The organism is Mesorhizobium sp. B1-1-8, from assembly GCF_006442795.2.
In the GTDB taxonomy this organism is placed as follows: Bacteria; Pseudomonadota; Alphaproteobacteria; order Rhizobiales; family Rhizobiaceae; genus Mesorhizobium.
The window spans coordinates 877,382-895,017 of sequence record NZ_CP083956.1 but is presented as its reverse complement, the minus strand read 5'-3'; the positions used below and the strand labels follow the sequence as shown (position 1 = coordinate 895,017).

18 protein-coding genes are annotated in these 17,636 nt (G+C 64.4%); 8 read left to right on the top strand and 10 right to left on the bottom strand.

Going from position 1 to position 17,636, the window contains the following annotated elements; genetic code table 11:
- Window positions 1-141: 141 nt before the first annotated feature.
- The 4 genes from FJ974_RS04310 to ccmA form a co-directional block, all read right to left on the bottom strand.
- Window positions 142-720: a DsbE family thiol:disulfide interchange protein gene (locus tag FJ974_RS04310; protein WP_140539105.1), complete on the bottom strand. Its 579-nt coding sequence runs from the start codon at window positions 718-720 to the stop codon at window positions 142-144.
- Window positions 717-890, bottom strand: coding sequence for a heme exporter protein CcmD (gene ccmD, locus FJ974_RS04305; RefSeq protein WP_140539104.1), 174 nt, complete (start codon window positions 888-890; stop codon window positions 717-719). Before ccmD ends, FJ974_RS04310 begins: the two co-directional genes overlap by 4 nt.
- Before the next feature lie 117 nt (window positions 891-1,007).
- Entirely contained in the window at window positions 1,008-1,673 is a 666-nt protein-coding gene (gene ccmB, locus FJ974_RS04300) for a heme exporter protein CcmB (protein WP_140539103.1), read from the bottom strand.
- Between the two features lie 211 nt (window positions 1,674-1,884).
- Window positions 1,885-2,493 carry a heme ABC exporter ATP-binding protein CcmA gene (gene ccmA, locus FJ974_RS04295; RefSeq protein WP_140538515.1) on the bottom strand — a complete coding sequence of 203 codons (609 nt, stop codon included), beginning with the start codon at window positions 2,491-2,493 and terminating at the stop codon, window positions 1,885-1,887.
- A gap of 285 nt (window positions 2,494-2,778) precedes the next feature.
- On the opposite strand from ccmA, the gene acnA reads away from it, so the two are divergent.
- From acnA to FJ974_RS04280, 3 genes are all read left to right on the top strand, one after another.
- Window positions 2,779-5,469 carry an aconitate hydratase AcnA gene (acnA, locus tag FJ974_RS04290; protein WP_140538516.1) on the top strand — a complete coding sequence of 897 codons (2,691 nt, stop codon included), beginning with the start codon at window positions 2,779-2,781 and terminating at the stop codon, window positions 5,467-5,469.
- Between the two features lie 393 nt (window positions 5,470-5,862).
- Window positions 5,863-6,645 carry a DUF1223 domain-containing protein gene (locus FJ974_RS04285; protein ID WP_140538517.1) on the top strand — a complete coding sequence of 261 codons (783 nt, stop codon included), beginning with the start codon at window positions 5,863-5,865 and terminating at the stop codon, window positions 6,643-6,645.
- 528 nt (window positions 6,646-7,173) lie between these two features.
- Complete coding sequence (locus FJ974_RS04280; RefSeq protein WP_140538518.1) at window positions 7,174-7,560, top strand: DUF2794 domain-containing protein; 387 nt, start codon at window positions 7,174-7,176, stop codon at window positions 7,558-7,560.
- A 123-nt stretch (window positions 7,561-7,683) separates the two neighbouring features.
- Here the strand turns inward: FJ974_RS04280 and FJ974_RS04275 are convergent, their stop codons facing one another.
- The 4 genes from FJ974_RS04275 to FJ974_RS04260 form a co-directional block, all read right to left on the bottom strand.
- Window positions 7,684-8,253, bottom strand: coding sequence for a GNAT family N-acetyltransferase (locus tag FJ974_RS04275; RefSeq protein ID WP_140538519.1), 570 nt, complete (start codon window positions 8,251-8,253; stop codon window positions 7,684-7,686).
- A 116-nt stretch (window positions 8,254-8,369) separates the two neighbouring features.
- The gene (locus FJ974_RS04270) at window positions 8,370-9,143 is read right to left on the bottom strand and encodes a Bax inhibitor-1/YccA family protein (RefSeq protein WP_140538520.1); all 774 of its coding nucleotides are present in this window, start codon (window positions 9,141-9,143) and stop codon (window positions 8,370-8,372) included.
- Between the two features lie 230 nt (window positions 9,144-9,373).
- Window positions 9,374-11,917, bottom strand: a complete 2,544-nt coding sequence (locus FJ974_RS04265) for an ABC transporter permease (protein ID WP_140538521.1) — start codon at window positions 11,915-11,917, stop codon at window positions 9,374-9,376.
- Window positions 11,917-12,615, bottom strand: coding sequence for an ABC transporter ATP-binding protein (locus tag FJ974_RS04260; RefSeq protein WP_140538522.1), 699 nt, complete (start codon window positions 12,613-12,615; stop codon window positions 11,917-11,919). Before FJ974_RS04260 ends, FJ974_RS04265 begins: the two co-directional genes overlap by 1 nt.
- A gap of 82 nt (window positions 12,616-12,697) precedes the next feature.
- Here FJ974_RS04260 and FJ974_RS04255 point away from each other — a divergent pair, with 82 nt between their 5' ends.
- Complete coding sequence (locus FJ974_RS04255; protein ID WP_140538523.1) at window positions 12,698-13,342, top strand: arylesterase; 645 nt, start codon at window positions 12,698-12,700, stop codon at window positions 13,340-13,342.
- A gap of 118 nt (window positions 13,343-13,460) precedes the next feature.
- Window positions 13,461-14,057 (top strand): RNA 2',3'-cyclic phosphodiesterase, encoded by a 597-nt coding sequence (gene thpR / locus FJ974_RS04250; RefSeq protein WP_140538524.1) that lies wholly within the window; start codon window positions 13,461-13,463, stop codon window positions 14,055-14,057.
- Here thpR and FJ974_RS04245 read toward each other — a convergent pair.
- Entirely contained in the window at window positions 13,961-14,479 is a 519-nt protein-coding gene (locus FJ974_RS04245; protein ID WP_140538525.1) for a low molecular weight protein-tyrosine-phosphatase, read from the bottom strand. The two genes, thpR and FJ974_RS04245, sit on opposite strands and share 97 nt — an antisense overlap.
- A gap of 48 nt (window positions 14,480-14,527) precedes the next feature.
- On the opposite strand from FJ974_RS04245, the gene FJ974_RS04240 reads away from it, so the two are divergent.
- From FJ974_RS04240 to FJ974_RS04230, 3 genes are all read left to right on the top strand, one after another.
- On the top strand, window positions 14,528-14,821 hold the full coding sequence (locus FJ974_RS04240; protein ID WP_140538526.1) for a 4a-hydroxytetrahydrobiopterin dehydratase: 294 nt from the start codon (window positions 14,528-14,530) through the stop codon (window positions 14,819-14,821).
- Window positions 14,822-15,257: 436 nt separating this feature from the next.
- Entirely contained in the window at window positions 15,258-15,620 is a 363-nt protein-coding gene (locus tag FJ974_RS04235; protein WP_140538527.1) for a YkvA family protein, read from the top strand.
- 256 nt (window positions 15,621-15,876) lie between these two features.
- A complete protein-coding gene (locus tag FJ974_RS04230; RefSeq protein WP_140538528.1) occupies window positions 15,877-16,380 on the top strand; it encodes an invasion associated locus B family protein in 504 nt (167 codons plus the stop codon).
- A gap of 1 nt (window position 16,381) precedes the next feature.
- Here FJ974_RS04230 and FJ974_RS04225 read toward each other — a convergent pair whose 3' ends face one another.
- Window positions 16,382-17,539, bottom strand: coding sequence for an alpha-D-ribose 1-methylphosphonate 5-triphosphate diphosphatase (locus tag FJ974_RS04225; RefSeq protein WP_140538529.1), 1,158 nt, complete (start codon window positions 17,537-17,539; stop codon window positions 16,382-16,384).
- Window positions 17,540-17,636: the final 97 nt, after the last annotated feature.

Sequence of the window (17,636 nt, the reverse complement as noted above, 5' to 3'; positions counted from 1 at the left end):
ATTGCCAACCGAATTGCGAAGGGCAATTCGGGGCAATCCGACTCTCCCCCAGGGGAGAGGAGCTGGTCAGCGTCGGCGCCAACCTCTTCTCCCCAACGGGGAGAAGGTGGCCGCGCAGCGGCCGGATGAGGGGGCGCCGCGTCAACCCGGTGCCGCGAGCGCCTTGTCGATCTGCGGTAACAGCAAATCCCGCGCCGATTCCGGTGTCAGCGGCCCGACATGCTTATAGGCAATCCTGCCGTCCTTGCCGATGACGAAGGTCTCCGGCACACCGTAGACGCCCCAGTCGATGGCCGCGCGGCCGGCCGGATCGACGCCGATGGCCTGGAACGGATTGCCGAGATCGCCGAGGAAGCGGCGGGCATTTTCCGGCTCGTCCTTGTAGTTCAGCGCGGCGAGCGTGAACCGCTTGTCCTGCGACAGCGCCAGCAGCACCGGATGTTCTTCCCGGCATGGCGCGCACCAGGACGCAAAGACGTTGACCAGCGTCACCTTGCCGGCAAAGCTTTTAGAATCGAGCCCCGGCAGGTTCGTCCCTTCCAGCGGCGGTAGGCTCGTCTGCGGCGCCGGCAGGCCGATCAGCGCCGAGGGAATTTCCGAGGCGTCGCGGCCGGAGAGCAACTGCGACAGGAACAGTCCGGCGAGCCCCAAAAAGATCAGCAGCGGCAACAGCACGAACAGACGGCGGCGGGACGCCGGAGCTTCCGTTTCCGTGCTCACGGCTTTGTCGCTCCGGCCTTATCCGAACGCCGCCGCACGCCTGCCGCCTCCAGCGCGGCAAGCTCGCGCTTGCGCGCCCGCTGGTCGATGAGGATCCAGCCGATCAGCCCGGCCAGCATGATCGCCGTAATGGCATAGGCGGCGGTGACATAAAGGGCGTGCGCGCTCATGCCCGCCGCTCCCCGCTCTCCGCCGTGCCTATCGTCGCGATCATGCCTTCCCTTAATCTCGTATTGGCAGTTCCGCAATTTGTCGCGGTGCCGCAGTAAAGGAACGTCCTCGTCACCTCAATCCGTCCCGTGCCGCAGCGCCAGTGCTGCCGCCAGCGGCCCGAGCACGGCAAGAAACAGCGTCAGCGCGGCAAGAATGAGGAAAGGCTGCAGGAACGGCGCCGGATCGGCCACCGCGCCATAGCTGGCCGAGACGCCGAAGATCAGCACGGGGATGGTAAGCGGCAGCACCAGCACCGAGATCAACAGCCCGCCGCGCGGCAGCGCCACCACCACCGCCGCGCCCGCAGCTCCGATGAAGGTGATGGCCGGCGTGCCGACGAGAAGCGTCAGCGCCGTGGCGCCGATGCCGGCCGGCTCCATGTTCATGAACAGGCCGAGCAGCGGCGCGGCGACCACCAGCGGCAGCACGCTGCCCGTCCAGTGCGCCAGGCATTTCACCAGCACCGTCAGCGGCAGCATGTGTCGATCGTTGCCCAGCACCAGAAGGTCGAGCGAGCCGTCCTCGCGGTCGGCCTGGAACAGGCGATCGAGCCCGAGCAGGCAGGCGAGCAAGGCGGCGATCCACAGGATTGCCGGACCGATGCGGGAAAGCAGGTTGAGGTCGGGCCCGACGCCGAACGGGATAGTGACGATGACGGCGAGGAAGAAGATCACGCCGATCAGCGCCCCGCCGCCGGCGCGGATCGAGAGGCGAATGTCGCGCAGGAAGAGGGGCCACATTAAGAGGCACCCCTTCGGTAAGGTCGGAGTTCCTTCGTGCCCCCCTCTGTCCTGCCGGACATCTCCCCCACGAGGGGGGAGATTAGATGTCGCGCCCGCCTTCGCCAATCGCCAACGCCGCAAGAGAGAAGCCGACGGCCAAGCTGCTGATCTCCCCCCTCGTGGGGGAGATGTCCGGCAGGACAGAGGGGGGCGCCGTAGAGCGCCAGCATCAAACGGTTTCCCCCATCACCAACCCCACCGCCCCTTCCAATCCCAGCGGCAGATGCGTGGCCGCCACCAAAATCCCGCCACCCTCCAGATGCCCCCTCATCAACCCCGCAAACCGCTTCTCCGACGCCTTGTCCAACCCTACCGTCGGCTCATCAAGCAGCCAGACCGGCCGCCGGCTGACCAAAAGCTTGGCGATCGACGCCCGCCGCCTTTGCCCGGTCGACAGATAGCCGAAAGGCAGGTGCCCGAGTCCGCCGAGCCCGACCGTTTCCAGCGCCTCGTCGACGCTGAGCCCTGGCTCGCCCTGGAAGGCGCGCCAGAAATCCAGGTTCTCCTCGACGCTCAGCGCCGCCTTCATCGCATTGAGATGGCCTAGGTAATGCGAGGCCGAGGCGACCGACGGAAAATCACCGCCGCCATCTTCGACGAACACCTTGCCCCCGGCGGCCGGCAACAGCCCGGCGATGACCCTGAGCAGCGTCGATTTGCCGGCGCCGTTCGGGCCGGTGACGATCAGCGCCTCGCCCTTGGCCAGGGCGAAGCCGACGCTGGAAAATACAGTGTCGCCGCCGCGCTCGCCGCCCAGATTTTCGGCGATCAGCCGCATCCCTTGCCTGTCCCCAAAACGATGCGGCGCGGCAGTTGCCGCATCGCGCGAATTTGCTTCGCAACTGTCTAGAACTATTCCGGATAATTCTCTATATGCGGAGCATCCGTGCCAGCGGTCGGCGCGGGAACAGAATTTGCGCCGAACCAGCGCACGCGCCGCCTTGAACGGCTCGGGTTGCTTGGGAGCGGACAGCGGAAATGGCCGTACCCGCACCTTTGCGCGTGATTGCATGCCATCGGCGTCCGTTCCCTTTCAGGCTGAACAGACAAGGACGGATCGCACGTGTCAAAATCCCTCGACAGTTTCAATTGCCGCCGCACCCTGACCGCGGGTGGCGCGGACTATGCCTATTTCGATCTCGCCGAAGCCGAGAAGAACGGCCTCACCGGCATCGCCCAGCTGCCCTATTCGATGAAGGTGCTGCTGGAGAACCTTTTGCGCAACGAGGACGGCCGCTCCGTCACCAGGGAGAGCATCCAGGCTGTCGCCGCCTGGCTGACCGACAAGGGCACCGCCGGCGTCGAGATCGCCTATCGCCCGGCGCGCGTGCTGATGCAGGATTTCACCGGCGTTCCGGCCGTTGTCGATCTGGCGGCGATGCGCGACGGCATCAAGGCGCTCGGCGGCGATCCGGAGAAGATCAACCCGCTGGTGCCGGTCGACCTCGTCATCGACCATTCCGTCATCGTCGACGAGTTCGGCACGCCGATGGCCTTCGCCCGCAATGTCGAGCTCGAATATAAGCGCAACGAGGAACGCTACAAATTCCTGAAATGGGGCCAGCAGGCCTTCCGCAATTTCCGCGTCGTGCCGCCGGGCACCGGCATCTGCCATCAGGTCAATCTCGAATATCTCGGCCAGGTGGTGTGGACGAACAGCGAGGACGGCGAAACCACCGCCTATCCGGACACCTGCGTCGGCACCGATTCACACACCACCATGATCAACGGCCTCGGCGTGCTCGGCTGGGGCGTCGGCGGCATCGAGGCCGAGGCCGCGATGCTCGGCCAGCCGGTGTCCATGCTTTTGCCCGAAGTGATCGGCTTCCGCCTCACCGGCAAGCTCAAGGAAGGTGTCACCGCCACCGACCTTGTGCTCACCGTTACCCAGATGCTGCGCAAGAAGGGTGTCGTCGGCAAGTTCGTCGAATTCTTCGGCCCCGGCCTCTCCAACATGACGCTGGCCGACCGCGCCACCATCGGCAACATGGCGCCGGAATATGGCGCCACCTGCGGCTTTTTCCCGGTCGACTCGGAGACCATCCGCTACCTCACGATGTCCGGCCGCGAGGAAAGCCGCATCGCGTTGGTCGAAGCCTATTCGAAGGCGCAAGGCATGTGGCGCGAGGCCGGCTCGGCCGATCCGGTCTTCACCGATCTGCTCGAGCTTGACCTCGGCGACGTCGTGCCGTCGATGGCCGGGCCCAAGCGTCCCGAGGGCCGCGTCGCGCTCGAAGCCATTCCGGCCGGCTTCGCCAAGGCGATGGAGACCGAATACAAGAAGGCCGCCGAGATTTCGAAGCGCTATGCCGTCGAAGGCACCTCGCACGATCTCGGCCATGGCGACGTCGTCATCGCCGCCATCACGTCCTGCACCAACACCTCGAACCCCAGCGTGCTGATCGGCGCGGGCCTGCTTGCCCGCAATGCCAACCGCGTCGGCCTGAAGCAGAAGCCGTGGGTGAAGACCTCGCTGGCGCCGGGCAGCCAGGTGGTCGCCGAATATCTGGAGAAATCCGGCCTGCAGAAGGAGCTCGACCAGATCGGCTTCAATTTGGTCGGCTTCGGCTGCACCACCTGCATCGGCAATTCCGGCCCGCTGCCGGCGCCGATCTCGAAAACCATCAACGATAAGGGTTTGATTGCTGCCGCGGTCTTGTCCGGCAATCGCAATTTCGAAGGCCGCGTCTCTCCGGATGTGCAGGCGAACTACCTCGCCTCGCCGCCGCTGGTGGTGGCGCATGCGCTGGCCGGCACCGTCACCAGGGACCTGACCGCCGAGCCGCTCGGCGAGGACAAGAACGGCAATCCGGTCTATCTCAAGGACATCTGGCCGAGCTCGGCCGAGATCCAGGAATTCATCGAGAAGAACGTCACCCGGGAGCTGTTCGCCCGCAAATATGCCGACGTGTTCAAGGGCGACGCTTACTGGCAGAAGGTCAAGGCGCCGGAGGGCCAGACCTATGCCTGGGACGATAATTCGACCTACGTGCAGAACCCGCCCTATTTCGCCGGCATGACCACCGGCTTCGGCAAGATCGGCGACATTAAAGGCGCCCGCGTGCTGGGTCTCTTCGGCGACAAGATCACCACCGACCACATCTCGCCGGCGGGCTCGATCAAGGCCGCCTCGCCGGCCGGCAAGTACCTCACCGACCATGGCGTCGGCGTCGCCGACTTCAACCAGTACGGCACGCGGCGCGGCAACCATGAGGTGATGATGCGCGGCACCTTCGCCAACATCCGCATACGCAACCACATGCTGGGCGAGAACGGCCGCGAGGGCGGCTACACGATCCACTATCCCTCGAAGGAGGAGATGTCGATCTACGACGCCGCCATGGAGTACAAGAAGGAAGGCGTGCCGCTGGTCATCTTCGCCGGCGTCGAATACGGCAACGGCTCCTCGCGCGACTGGGCGGCCAAGGGAACCAACCTGCTTGGTGTCCGCGCGGTCATCGCCCAGTCTTTCGAGCGCATCCACCGCTCAAACCTGGTCGGCATGGGCGTCATCCCCTTCGTCTTCGAGGAAGGCACCTCATGGGCCTCCCTCAACCTCAAGGGCGACGAACTGGTCGAGATCGACGGCCTGGATGCCATCAAGCCACGCCAGAAGATGATCGCCAAGGTGACTTATGGCGACGGCGCGGTAAAGAACGTGCCGATCATCTGCCGCATCGATACGCTGGATGAGCTCGACTACTTCAAGAACGGCGGCATTTTGCAGTACGTGCTGCGGGATCTGGCGGCATAATTAAGGGAGTAGGGGAGTAGGGAAAGACATCCCTACTCCCCTACTCCCCTACTCCCCTACTCCCTTACTCCCTTACTCCCCTACTCCCCTACTCCCCTAACTTCCAGCAATGAAAGCACAGTCGACCGAAGCATTGGCCGGCCCGGTCAAAGTCCAGATTCGGTTCGCTCGCAATAGAGATCGACCGGCATCAGCAGTATTTGCCGCATGGCAGTGAAGCGGCTTCGAAATCGAACCGCATCGAAAAATGCAGTGGCCTCTCCTATCGTCGCCTTACCTGCGGTCGCGGCGACGAAATTTCACCGCAACGTGACTTCCTGTTGACTGTCGCTTCTGCCACATATTTTAGCAATCACAACAAGGCCGGCATCCACCGGCGTGAATGGAAAAGTCATGGCATTTCGAGGACCATTGCGGCTTGCGGCATTTGCGCTGGCCGTTTCAGCGTTTGCCGGTGCGGCACTGGCAAGCGAGCCCGAGAAGCCTCAGATCGACAAGCCGCAGATCGAAAAGCCCTTGGGCGTGGTCGAGCTTTTTACCAGCCAAGGCTGCAGCTCCTGCCCGCCGGCCGATGAATTCTTCGCCGAGTTGGCCGCCAAGGAAAACATCGTCGCGCTCGCCTATCATGTCAATTACTGGGACTATCTGGGCTGGCAGGACACGCTGAGCAATAAAGAAAGCACCGACCGGCAATACGACTATATGCGCGCCTTCGGCAGCCGCTCTGTCTACACCCCGCAGGCCGTCATCAACGGTCGCAGTCACGTCAACGGCGCCAGCCGCAAGGACGTCGACGGCGCGCTGGCCAGGATGGACAGGGTGGGCGAGGGCATGCGGGTCGGCATCAAGGTGAGCCGCACCAGCGACCGCGTGATGATCGACGCGGGCGACGCCGGCAACGGCCCGAGCGACGCCCATGTGGTTATCGTCTATTTCGATCCGCCGCAGATGGTGAAGATCGGCCAGGGCGAGAACAACGGTCGCAGCCTGACATACTGGAACGCCGTCTCCGATATCCAGACCGCCGGCATGTGGCACGGCAAGGCGCAGCGTTACGAATTGCCGATGAGCGAGATCGTCAAGAAGAAGGGCGGCTGTGCGGTGCTGCTGCAATCGGTCGGCAAGGACGGCATGCCCGGTCCGATCCTTGGCGCCGCCTTCATCCGCAAGCCCTAACCCCTTCTCCCCTTATGCGAGAAGGTGGATCGGCGCGCAGCGCCGAGACGGATGAGGAGTGTTCCAGCGGAGTGAGACGCTGGCTTTCCCTGGAGCACCCCTCATCCGTCGCCTTCGGCGACACCTTCTCCCCCAGGGGGGAGAAGGGGGAGCCAATAAAAAACCGGCGTCAGCTTGCTTCTGACGCCGGTTATTCAGGTTTTGGGATCGTCGCACCTGATTTTTCCAAGGAAAAACCGAGGTTGGTTCGATCCGACGCTGACCCGTGGGCGGGGGGCTTGGGGTTTACGAGCCGGTGCCGGACCGAACCGTCTCAGGCAACGCCGGTAAATTCGTCGGACATTGGGGCATGAGCGCGGATAATTTGTGGCGAGATTGTGGCGAAGCATCACCAATTCCAACACACGTTTCGCAAACGTGACTGGACGTTTAGGAAATCGACGGGTGCCGGCTTGCTTAGCCGGCCCTTGCAATTCCATCGCGAAAGCGCGAACCTTGCCATGCGCGATTCAATCGAAGGATTGAGGCATGACCGATCACAGCAGCGGGACGGAGGATGGGGAAGCATCCGGAATACTGATCCCGCTACACGAGGCGCGGCGCGAGCGCCTCGACCAGCCGGTGCGCTTCGACCGGCGTGAACTGGACCAGATCCTGAGACTCTACGGACGCATGGTGGCAGCCAATGAATGGCGCGACTATGCCATCGATCATCTCGCGGACCGCGCCGTCTTTTCCGTCTTCCGCCGGGCCAGCGAAGTGCCGTTGTTCCAGATCGTCAAGGACCCCAAGCTGGCGCGCCGGCAAGGCGCCTTCGCCGTCATCGCGGCGGGCGGCCGCATCCTGAAGCGCGGCCAGGAGCTCGGCCGGGTGCTCGGCGTGTTCGACCCCAAGCTGAAGGTGGTCGATGCGTGAAGGGGAACTGAGGAACTGAGGAACTGAAGAATTGAAGAGAAAGGGCTCTCAGCGGCCCGGTGGATTCCTTGTCTTCTTTTTTCCTCAGTTCTTCAATTCTTCAGTTCTTCAGTTCCTTTTCACCTACCGGACCCCACGAAATTTCCGCTCCAGCAGCGACTCCGGATCGGGCGGCAGCGCGGCCCCGCCGTTCAGCGACAGCTGCATGAACACCGTGTCCAGCCAGCGCCCGTGCTTGTAGCCTGACCCTTCCAGGCGGCCGGAATGGCGGAAGCCGAGCTTCTCGTGCAGCCGCACCGAAGCGCTGTCCGCGTGGCCGTCGCCGATCACCGCGATGATCTGGCGAAAGCCGGCCTTGCGCGCCGTCTCGATCAGCGCCTGCATCAGCAGCAGGCCGACGCCCTGGCCCTTGGCCTCAGCTGCGACGTAGACCGAATCCTCGACCACGAAGCGATAAGCCGGCCGCGGCCGGAACGGTCCGGCATAGGCATAGCCGAGCACCACGCCGTCCCTCTCGGCCACGACATAGGGAAATCCGCCCACCGCCAGATTGTCGAATCGGCTGCCCATTTCGGCGCGGCTGGGCGGCTCCAGCTCGTAGCTTGCCGTGCCATGCGTGACCGCATCGGCATAGATTTCGGAGATCCGGTCGAGGTCGGCCGCGGTGGCGGGTCTGATGGCAATAGTGCTCATAATTTGTGCAGTTTGTTATCCTGCCTCGATAACAGCAGAGGACTGCGCAAAAAGAAAGGGCGGCCGTTGGGCCGCCCTTCGCAAAGCTATGGTCCACTGAGACCGGGTAACCGCCCTTAGCGGCGGTCGCCCATGAACTGCAGCAGGAACATGAACAGGTTGATGAAGTCGAGATAGAGCCTCAACGCGCCCATAATCGCCTTGCGGCCGGCGACGTCCGCGACGTCTCCCTCGAAATACATCTCCTTGATCTTCTGCGTGTCGTAGGCGGTCAGGCCGGCAAAGATCAGCACGCCGATCGCCGAGACGGCGAAGGACAGCGCCGACGACTGCAGGAAGATGTTGATCAGTGAAGCGATGATCAGGCCGATCAGGCCCATGATCAGGAACGAGCCGACGGCGGTCAGGTCACGCTTGGTTGTGTAGCCGTAGAGCGACAACCCGCCGAAGGCGGCTGCGGTGGCGAAAAAGGTCTGCGAGATGCTGGCCGTCGTGTAGATCAGGAAGATCGACGACAGCGACAGGCCGACAAGGCCGGCATAGACCCAGAATGTCGTCTGAGCTGCCGCCACGCTCATCGACTGGACGCGGAACGACAGGAACATCACCGCGGCCAGCGGAGCCAGGATGACGACCCACTTCAGCGGCGACGCGAAGATCGCGTAGCCGAAGGAGGTGAGCATCTCGCCGCCGCGCAGCGTCGCAACGGCCGCGGCCGGATCGTTGGTGGTGGCCAGCATGATCGTGCCGACCGCGGCCAGACCTGTGATGAGCAGGCCAAGCCCCATCAGGTTGTAGACCTTGATCATATAGGCCCGCAGGCCCTGATCGATATCGACGCGCGCGCCGGGGGCGGCGGACGTCTGGTAGTTGCGAATGGGATCAGCCATTGGAAATCCTCTGTTGCTTCTGCCCCGTCCGGTGACAGGTCTTTTGGACCAGGCGCCGCTGGCGGGGCTCCAGCATGCCTGCGCGAAATATGATGGTTATTGGCGACAAGAACAAGACCGTAACCGGGCGTCACGCTTGGTGAGAACGCAAAAGGCCGGTTCGCCGGCCTTTTGCGGCGGCAATCTTACAAAGATTTAACCAGGCAGCAGGCCCTCCAGGCCTTGCCGGATCAGAGATTGCGCAGCACCGGCGCCGCCTTGTGGCCGAGCACCCGCCAGGTGCCGGCAAGGCCGATGCCGACCGTGACCGCCAGCGAAACCAGGATCGTTGTCACCGCCACCTGCGGCATGAAATGCGACGGCAGCGTCATGATATGCGCGACGACGAACCATGCAGCCACGCCGCCCGCCGCCAGCGCGAAGATTGCCGTGGCCAGGCCGATCAGCGCATATTCCAGCGAGAAGGCCGCGATCAGCGTTCGCCTCGTCGCGCCGAGCGTCTTCAGCACCACGGCATCGTGGATGCGGGCCCGGTTGCCGGCGGCGAGCGCGCCGGAGAGCACCAGCACCGAGGCGATAAGCGCCACGCCGGCGGCGGCGCGGATCGCCGTGCCCAATTGCGCCACCAGCCGGTTGATGATGTCGAGCGCGTCCTTGACCCGGACCGTCGTCACCGCGGGGAAAGCGCGGGTGACGGCGTTGAGCAGCCGGGCATCGCCGGCCGTGGTGGCGCTTTTGTCGGTCAGCGTCGCCAGCCAGCCATGCGGCGCCCCAGCGAACGTGTTGGGCGAGAACACCATGACGAAATTGATGCCCATGGTTTCCCACTCTACCTGCCGGAAATTGGCTATTCTGGCCGTCACGTTGCGGCCAAGCACATTGACGGTGACGGTGTCGCCGAGCTTCAGCCCGATCGCCTTGCCTTCTTCGGCCGAGAACGACACCAGCGGCTCGCCGGTATAATTTTCGGGCCACCACGTGCCTTCGGTAAGCGTGGCATTCTGCGGCTGCTTTGCGTCATAGGTCAGGCCGCGGTCGCCGCGCAGCACCCAGGCGCCTTCCGCCGGTACTTTCACCTTGTCGACGGCGACGCCGTTCAGCGCCATGATCCGGCCGCGCAGCATCGGCACCTTGACCAGCGTTCCCTGAGGCGATTGCTGGTTGACCAAAGCCGCGAAGGCATCGACGTCGCTGCTCTGGATGTCGACGAAGAAGAAGTTCGGCGCCCGCTCCGGCAGGCTACCGGAAATCTGCCGTCTGAGGTTGCCGTCGATCAGCGCCAGCGTCACCAAAAGCGTCAGCCCGAGCCCCAGCGACAGCACCACCGACGGCGTCAGCGCGCCCGGCCGATGGATGTTGCCGAGCGCCAGCCGCAGCGGCACCGAACCGACGCGCGGGCTTCGCCTTGCCGCCCACTGCACCAGCGCCGCGACCAGACGCAGCACCAGGAAGGCAAAGACCGTGGCGCCGACGAAGATCGAGGCGATGCGGTGGTCATCTGCCGAAAGGATGGCCAGCGCCGCCAGCACTGCCACGATCGCCAGCGCGGCGCCGGCATAGGGCAGGCGCGGCAGGCCGCGGCTCTCAAAGCCCATTTCGCGAAACAGCGCCGTCGCCGGCACGTCGCGGGCGCGCCCGAGCGGCAACAGCGCGAAGGCCAGCGTCACCAGCAGCCCGAACAGCGCCGCCATGGCCAGTGCCCCGGGATAGAAGCCGCCCTGCGCCGGCACCGGGATGACCGATTGCAGCAGCGCGCTTGCCACGAACGGCATCGCCGCACCCAGGATCAGCCCGAGCACGATGCCGAGGCAGGCAATCAAGAGGATCTGCACGAGATAGACGGTGAAGACGAAGCCGCCCGACGCGCCGAGGCTCTTGAAGGTGGCGATGACGGCGCGCTTGCCGTCGAGATAGGCGCGCACGGCGTTCGCCACGCCGACGCCGCCGACCACCAGCGCGGTCAGCCCGACCAGCGTCAGGAACTGCGAGAAGCGCTCGATGTTGGAGGAGAGCGCGGGTGCTGCGTTGCTGCGCGTGCGGATCGACCAGCCGGCCTGCGGGAAATCCTTTGCCGCCTGGTCCTGGATCTGTTTGATCCGCGCCTCCGTCGTGCCGTCGGGCAGCCGCACCTTGTAGGCGTTCTCGACCAGGCTGCCCAACTGCACCAGGCCGGACGCGGCAAGCCCCTGGTTCGAGATCATCAGCCGCGGCGCGAAGCCGAAACCGTCCGACACCGCGTCGGGTTCGCTGATCAGCCTCGCCCTCAACTCGAAAGTGGCGCTGCCGAGCTTCAGCCGGTCGCCGATATGAAGATTGAGCCGGTCGAACAAAAGCTCCGGCGCGGCGGCGCCGAAGACGCCGGACTTTTCGCCGAACAGTTGCTCTTTGGACAATTTCGGCTCGGTCTCGAGCGCGCCGTAGAGCGGATAGGCGTCGTCGACCGCCTTGGCTTCGACCAGCGCCTGGTCTGAGCCGTCTTCGAGCCGCGCCATCGAGCGCATGCTGGAATTCAACGAGACCGCGCCGAGGCTCTTTATGAAGTCGAGCTCTGCAGCGGAAGCGCTGCGCTGGTTGATCTGGAAGCGCAGGTCGCCGCCGAGCAGCGTCTGGCCCTGGTTGGCGACACCGGCGGTGATCGCCTGCGCCACCGAATTGACGCCGCCAATCGCCGCAACGCCGAGCGCGATGCAGGCCAGGAAGATGAAAAACCCGGACAGGCCGCCGCGCATCTCGCGCAGCGAGAAGCGAAGGGCGAGCCTCAATGTGCGCTGCATCAGGCTGGCACCTTCACCGCCCTCGGCGCATCCTCGATCCGCCCCGAGCGCATCGACACCTGGCGCGCGCAACGGCCGGCAAGGGCGGCATCATGCGTGACCAGCACTAGCGTCATGCCGCGCTCGGCCGCCTTGGCGAACAGAAGGTCGGCAATCTGTTTTCCCGTCGCCTGGTCGAGATTGCCGGTCGGCTCGTCGGCGATCAGGATGCGTGGCGAGGGCGCCAACGCCCGCGCGATCGCCACACGCTGCTGCTCGCCGCCGGATAGTTCGCCGGGATAGTGCGTCACGCGATCGCTCAAGCCGACCGCCGCCAGTTCCCGCGCCGCCACTCCGAACGGATCGGCATGACCGGCCAGCTCCAGCGGCACCGCGACGTTTTCGAGCGCCGTCATGTTGGGAATGAGGTGGAAGGACTGGAAGACGATGCCGATGTTTCGCCCCCGAAACGATGCAATTTCATCCTCGCTTTTGCCGTCAAGCAATTCGCCGGCAATCCGCACTGTTCCGGAATCGACCCGCTCCAGCCCGGCCAGAACCATCAGCAAGGTGGACTTGCCGGAGCCCGACGGACCGACAATGCCGGTCGCCTCGCCGGCCGCCACATCGAGGCTGACGCCTTTCAGGACGTGGACGGAGGAGGCGCCCTCGCCGAGCGTCAGCGATACGTCCCTCAGCGCGATGACGGCTTCTGTCACAATTAAAGCGCCCTATATGTGGAAAAGGAGACGACTCGTGTCTCTGCCCGGGGTTTGTTTTTTGTCATATGGGGCCCGCCGCATGGCTTTCAAACACAGCATTGTCGCAGCCCTCGTTCTTTTCCTGGCCGTTTGCAGCGCCAATTCGTCGGCGCTGGCCGAGACCTTCAAGATCGTCGGCTTCGGCGACAGCTTGATGGCGGGTTTCAGTCTCGGCCCCGGCCAGGGTTTCATCGACAGGCTGCAGGAGGCGCTGCAGGCGAAGGGCCATGACGTGGTCGTCGCCAATGCCGGCGTCTCCGGCGACACAACCAGCGGCGGCCTGGCGCGGCTCGACTGGTCGGTGCCGGATGGCACGGACCTCGTCATCCTGGAGCTCGGCGCCAATGACATGCTGCGCGGCGTTTCGCCCGGCATCCCCGAAAAAAACCTCGACGCCATGCTGGCGAAGCTGAAAGCGCGCAAGATTGCCGTACTGCTGGCGGGCATGCGCGCCGCGCCCAATCTCGGCTCCGACTACGAGAAGGCGTTCGACGCAATCTATCCAAAGCTTGCCGCCAAATACGATGTGCCGCTCTATCCGTTCTTTCTCGACGGCGTCGCCGGCCACCCGGATCTGCAGTTGGGGGACGGCCTGCATCCCAACCCTAAGGGTGTCGACGTGATGGTCGAGCGCATCCTGCCCGCCGTCGAGAAGGCTATTGCCGCGGGTGGCGGCGCATCGTGAGGCGGCGATGCCACGGTTGCCGTTGGGGAAACCTTGTGGACAACAAACCGCTTGCCCCGCGCGTGTATCGATGATTCGCTAGGGCTAAGAGTTTCGATTCGAGGACAGGAGGCTCACCATGCCACGTCTTTTCACCGCCCTCGAAATTCCGCGTGATGCCGCCCTTTCGCTGTCCCTGCTCCGCGGCGGTCTGCCCGGAGCCCGCTGGATCGACGTCGAAAACTACCATCTGACGCTGCGTTTCATCGGCGATATCGAAGGCCATGTCGCCGACGAGATCGCCAACGCGCTCGACCGCGTCCACCGCCCCTCCTTCCCGCTCACCCTCTCCGGCGTCGGCGCCTTCGGCGGCAAGAAGCCGCATGCTGTATGGGCAGGCGTCGCCGCCTCGCCGGACCTGGTGGCGCTGCAGGGCGAGATCGACCGCATCTGCCAGCGGCTCGGGCTGCCGGCCGACCCGCGCAAGTTCATGCCGCATGTGACGCTGGCGCGTCTGCGCAATTCGAGCCCGCTCGACGTCGCGCAATATCTTTCGGCGCGCGGCAATTTTTCCGCGCTGCCCTTCCGCGCCAGCCGCTTCGTCTTGATGTCGTCGCGCGATTCGGTCGGCGGCGGCCCCTATGTCGTCGAGGAGGCCTGGCCGCTGGCTGGCGCCGACGCGCGCGCCTCCAGCCGCGTCGCCAGCGCCTCCGACGCCTCGCGGATCATGCGGTAGACCGACGCGAAGGCGTCAGCCCCACCATAGTAGGGATCCGGCACGTCGCTTGTCTTTCCGAGCGTGAACTCCAGGAAAAGATGCACCCGGTCGCGCATAGCGGCCGGGGCGAGGGCTTGCAGGTCGCGGACATTCAGCCGGTCCATGCCGAGGATCAGGTCGAAGCGCGAAAAATCTTCCTTTGTGACCTTGCGTGCTCTCTGCCCGGAAATGTCGATGCCGTGGCGGGCGGCGATCGCAATTGATCGTTGATCGGGGGCAGAACCGACCTCCCAGCCACTGGTCGCAGCCGAATCGAGCACGATATCCCCGCCTCCTCCGCGCTCGGCCAGGACAGCGCGAAACACGCCTTCGGCCAGCGGCGAGCGGCAGATATTGCCGAGGCAGACGAACAGAATGGATTTTATGGGCTTTGCGCTCATCGATCCGGCGCTATGGTTGGGAGATTTCGAATAGCACAGGGATCGGACATGAACAGGGAAAAACTCAGCAAGCAAGCCATCGCGGCCGCGTTGGCAGAACTCGACGGCTGGTCGCTGGCCGCCGACGGCGCCTCCATCAAGCGCAGCTTCGGCTTCAAGAATTTCTCCGAAGCCTTCGCCTTCATGACCCGCGTTGCGCTGGCCGCCGAGAAGATGGACCACCACCCCGACTGGTCGAATGTCTACAAGACCGTCGACGTGACGTTGAACACGCACGATGCCGGCGGCGTGACGGCGCTCGACATCGAACTCGCCAAGCGGATGAACCGGTATTTCGGTTGAGGGGGAAACGTTCGCTTTTCAAAGGCGGTAGTCTGACTTCGTCATTCCAGGGCGGAGCAAGGAGCGAAGCGACGCGCGCAGACCCTGGAATCCATTCCCTGACCTTGGCCGAAGATTGCAGCGGGGCAGAATTCTGCACCGTAAGCGGCTCTCGAAAGTAACGGCATGGATCCTCGGGTCTGCGCGCGTCGCTTCGCTCCTTGCTCCGCCCGTGGATGACGATCGGAGGGATGTCTCGGTCAATCACTAGACTGAGGCTATTGCCAATGGCACTCACCAACCGACATCCGGACCATATAGCTGCCAAACGCCGGCTGATTCCGATTTTCCTGACCAGGCGGCGAGCCGGACTCTTGCAGCAGCCCCCCGCTTTCACCACATTTTCCCGCGGACAGGCCTGCGCGCACCGATGCGCGCGGCCGCCAGGGAGCACTTGATGGCGCAAGGTACCGGGTTTGACTTTTTCGGCTTTGGCGACAGGCTCGCCGGCGAAGGCGAGGTGCGCGAGAAATTCTGGCGCACCGCCAAGAAGGCGGCGCGGCAGATCCCGTTCATAGACGAGGTGGTCGCCGCCTATTATTGCGCGATGGACAAGGACACCCCGCTGCGCGCCAAGGGCATTCTGATAGCCGCGCTCGGCTATTTTGTCCTGCCGGTGGATTTCATCCCCGACTTCGTCGTCGGCCTGGGTTTCACCGACGATCTTGCCGTGCTCACCGCCGCCATCACCGCGGTCGGCGCCCATATCACGCCTGCCCACAGGCAGGCCGCCAGGGATGCCCTGGCCGATAAGGGCTGACCTTCCGCTGCAATGTGATGGCCGGAGTGGCCCGCGCGAAAAGACAAACTCTTGCCGTTTTCGTGGCCTCCAAGTTCGCGCCGGGACGTCGCGCCTGCCGCTTTTGCGGCTGCGGCGCGAAAGGCGGCGGTTTCCTGGGGTGTTCTCCTTTTCTTCGAGGAAATTCACCGTTTGGTAACCCTGATTAAATCAAAATGAAGCGACGGCAGGACGCCAGGCGGCCCGCCTCCGCACCATTTGGAATACGGGAAGAACGATGCGCGGATTGATTGCTACAGTTTCCTGCCTGGTCCTGGCGGCCTCGGCAGTGCCGGCGCTGGCGCAGCAGGCGACCAAGATCGGCCAGCACAACGCCTGGGGCACCTACAGCTATCAGTCGCAGGCGGGCAAGGTCTGCTACGTGCTGACGGTGCCGACCGACAAGCAGCCGCCGACGCTGGACCACGGCGACATGTTCTTCTTCGTCAGCCAGCGGCCGGGGCAGCAGGTCTCCTACGAGCCGCAGTTCATCGCCGGCTATAATTTCCAGGAAGGCTCCAAGGCCACCGTCACCATCGACAAGAAGTCGTTCTCGATGTTCACCCGCGGCAAGTCGGCCTGGGTCGAGAACGCCGCCGAGGAGCCGGTGCTGATCGCGGCGATGAAGACAGGCACCGACATGAAGGTGACGGCGAAGTCGGGCCGCGGCAACCCGACCTCCTATGTCTTCTCGCTGAAGGGCATCTCGGCCGCGCTGTCCTCGATCGCCAAGTGCAAATAGACTATCGGGTCAGCGTGCCGTCGCCGTAGATCATGCGGCCGGCGCGGAATGTGGCGCGCACACGCGCCACCGGCCGGCGGTCGGCGACGACGAGATCGGCCAGAAGCCCGGGCTCGATGGCGCCGCGATCGCCGAGCCCCAGCGCCTTGGCCGGATTGGCGCTGGTCAGCGCGGCAGCCGCGACAAGGCCGCCCTCGCCCAGGTCGGCGAGGCCGAGCAGCGCCGGCAGGATCGAGGCCGGATGATAGTCGCTGGCCAGCATGTCGAGCAGGCCGGCCTGGTAGGCCTGGCGGGCCGAGAGATTGCCGGAGTAAGATTCGCCGCGCAGCGCGTTGGGGGCGCCCATGGCCGTGTACATGCCGAGCCGCCGGGCTTCCTGTGCTGCTTGCAGCGTCACCGGAAATTCGCTGAGCACCGTCCCCAGGCCATGCACGAATTCCACCTTTTCCAGGGTGTCGTCGTCATGCGAGGCGAGAACGATGCCGCGGGCGCGGGCAAACGCCGACAGGTTCTGCAGCGTGCCGAGCACACCGCTGTAGCCGTTTCGGTCGGCCATGCGCTTGCCGACGATTTCGGAGACATCGGCAATCGACATGCCGCGGTCCTTGGCCAGGCGGGCGATATACAATTCGACGTCGCGGTATTGACCCTGTCCGGGCGTGTGATCCATCAGCGACACCAGGTGCAGCCTGCCGGCATCCATCAGCCGTTCCAGCACGCCGACCGCCGCGGTGAAGGTCACCTCGAACCGGGCATGGATGCGGTGATCGACCAGAAGCTCGTCTTTCAGGCCGGCAATGGTCTCGATGATCGCCGACGTATGCTCTTCCGAGCGCAGCAAGGCGGCGGTCGCGCTGGCGCCGATGAAGGACAGCGCGGCATAGGCGGTGGTCACGCCGCAGGAGGCCAGCCGCTTGTCGAGTTCGGCGATGCCGATCTCCATCGGCACATGGACACCGCTGCGCGGCTCCACTTCCCGCTCCACCATGTCGCCATGCATATCGATGAACCCGGGCAGCAGCAGACGGCCGCCGCCGACGATGTCGGCATCATCGACCGGCTCGTCGCGCACTTCTGCGACCAGGCCGTTTTCGATCCGGATCGCGCCGGAAGGGATGACGCGGTCGCGCAGGACAATTTCAAATTCACTCAGCCACATCTTATCCCATCTCTTTGTTCTAGCATGATCTTTTCGGCTCTTCGGGATCAAGCGCCGGATCCGAAATTTCAGGAATGATTTCCCGGTCGACAAACGC

Coding starts and splice junctions, on each gene's coding strand:
- ccmD (WP_140539104.1), bottom strand. CDS start 890: ATGAGCGCGCACGCCCTTTATGTCACCGCCGCCTATGCCATTACGGCG.
- ccmB (WP_140539103.1), bottom strand. CDS start 1,673: ATGTGGCCCCTCTTCCTGCGCGACATTCGCCTCTCGATCCGCGCCGGC.
- ccmA (WP_140538515.1), bottom strand. CDS start 2,493: ATGCGGCTGATCGCCGAAAATCTGGGCGGCGAGCGCGGCGGCGACACT.
- FJ974_RS04285 (WP_140538517.1), top strand. CDS start 5,863: ATGGCATTTCGAGGACCATTGCGGCTTGCGGCATTTGCGCTGGCCGTT.
- FJ974_RS04280 (WP_140538518.1), top strand. CDS start 7,174: ATGACCGATCACAGCAGCGGGACGGAGGATGGGGAAGCATCCGGAATA.
- FJ974_RS04275 (WP_140538519.1), bottom strand. CDS start 8,253: ATGAGCACTATTGCCATCAGACCCGCCACCGCGGCCGACCTCGACCGG.
- FJ974_RS04270 (WP_140538520.1), bottom strand. CDS start 9,143: ATGGCTGATCCCATTCGCAACTACCAGACGTCCGCCGCCCCCGGCGCG.
- FJ974_RS04265 (WP_140538521.1), bottom strand. CDS start 11,917: ATGCAGCGCACATTGAGGCTCGCCCTTCGCTTCTCGCTGCGCGAGATG.
- FJ974_RS04255 (WP_140538523.1), top strand. CDS start 12,698: ATGGCTTTCAAACACAGCATTGTCGCAGCCCTCGTTCTTTTCCTGGCC.
- thpR (WP_140538524.1), top strand. CDS start 13,461: ATGCCACGTCTTTTCACCGCCCTCGAAATTCCGCGTGATGCCGCCCTT.
- FJ974_RS04245 (WP_140538525.1), bottom strand. CDS start 14,479: ATGAGCGCAAAGCCCATAAAATCCATTCTGTTCGTCTGCCTCGGCAAT.
- FJ974_RS04240 (WP_140538526.1), top strand. CDS start 14,528: ATGAACAGGGAAAAACTCAGCAAGCAAGCCATCGCGGCCGCGTTGGCA.
- FJ974_RS04235 (WP_140538527.1), top strand. CDS start 15,258: ATGGCGCAAGGTACCGGGTTTGACTTTTTCGGCTTTGGCGACAGGCTC.
- FJ974_RS04230 (WP_140538528.1), top strand. CDS start 15,877: ATGCGCGGATTGATTGCTACAGTTTCCTGCCTGGTCCTGGCGGCCTCG.
- FJ974_RS04225 (WP_140538529.1), bottom strand. CDS start 17,539: ATGTGGCTGAGTGAATTTGAAATTGTCCTGCGCGACCGCGTCATCCCT.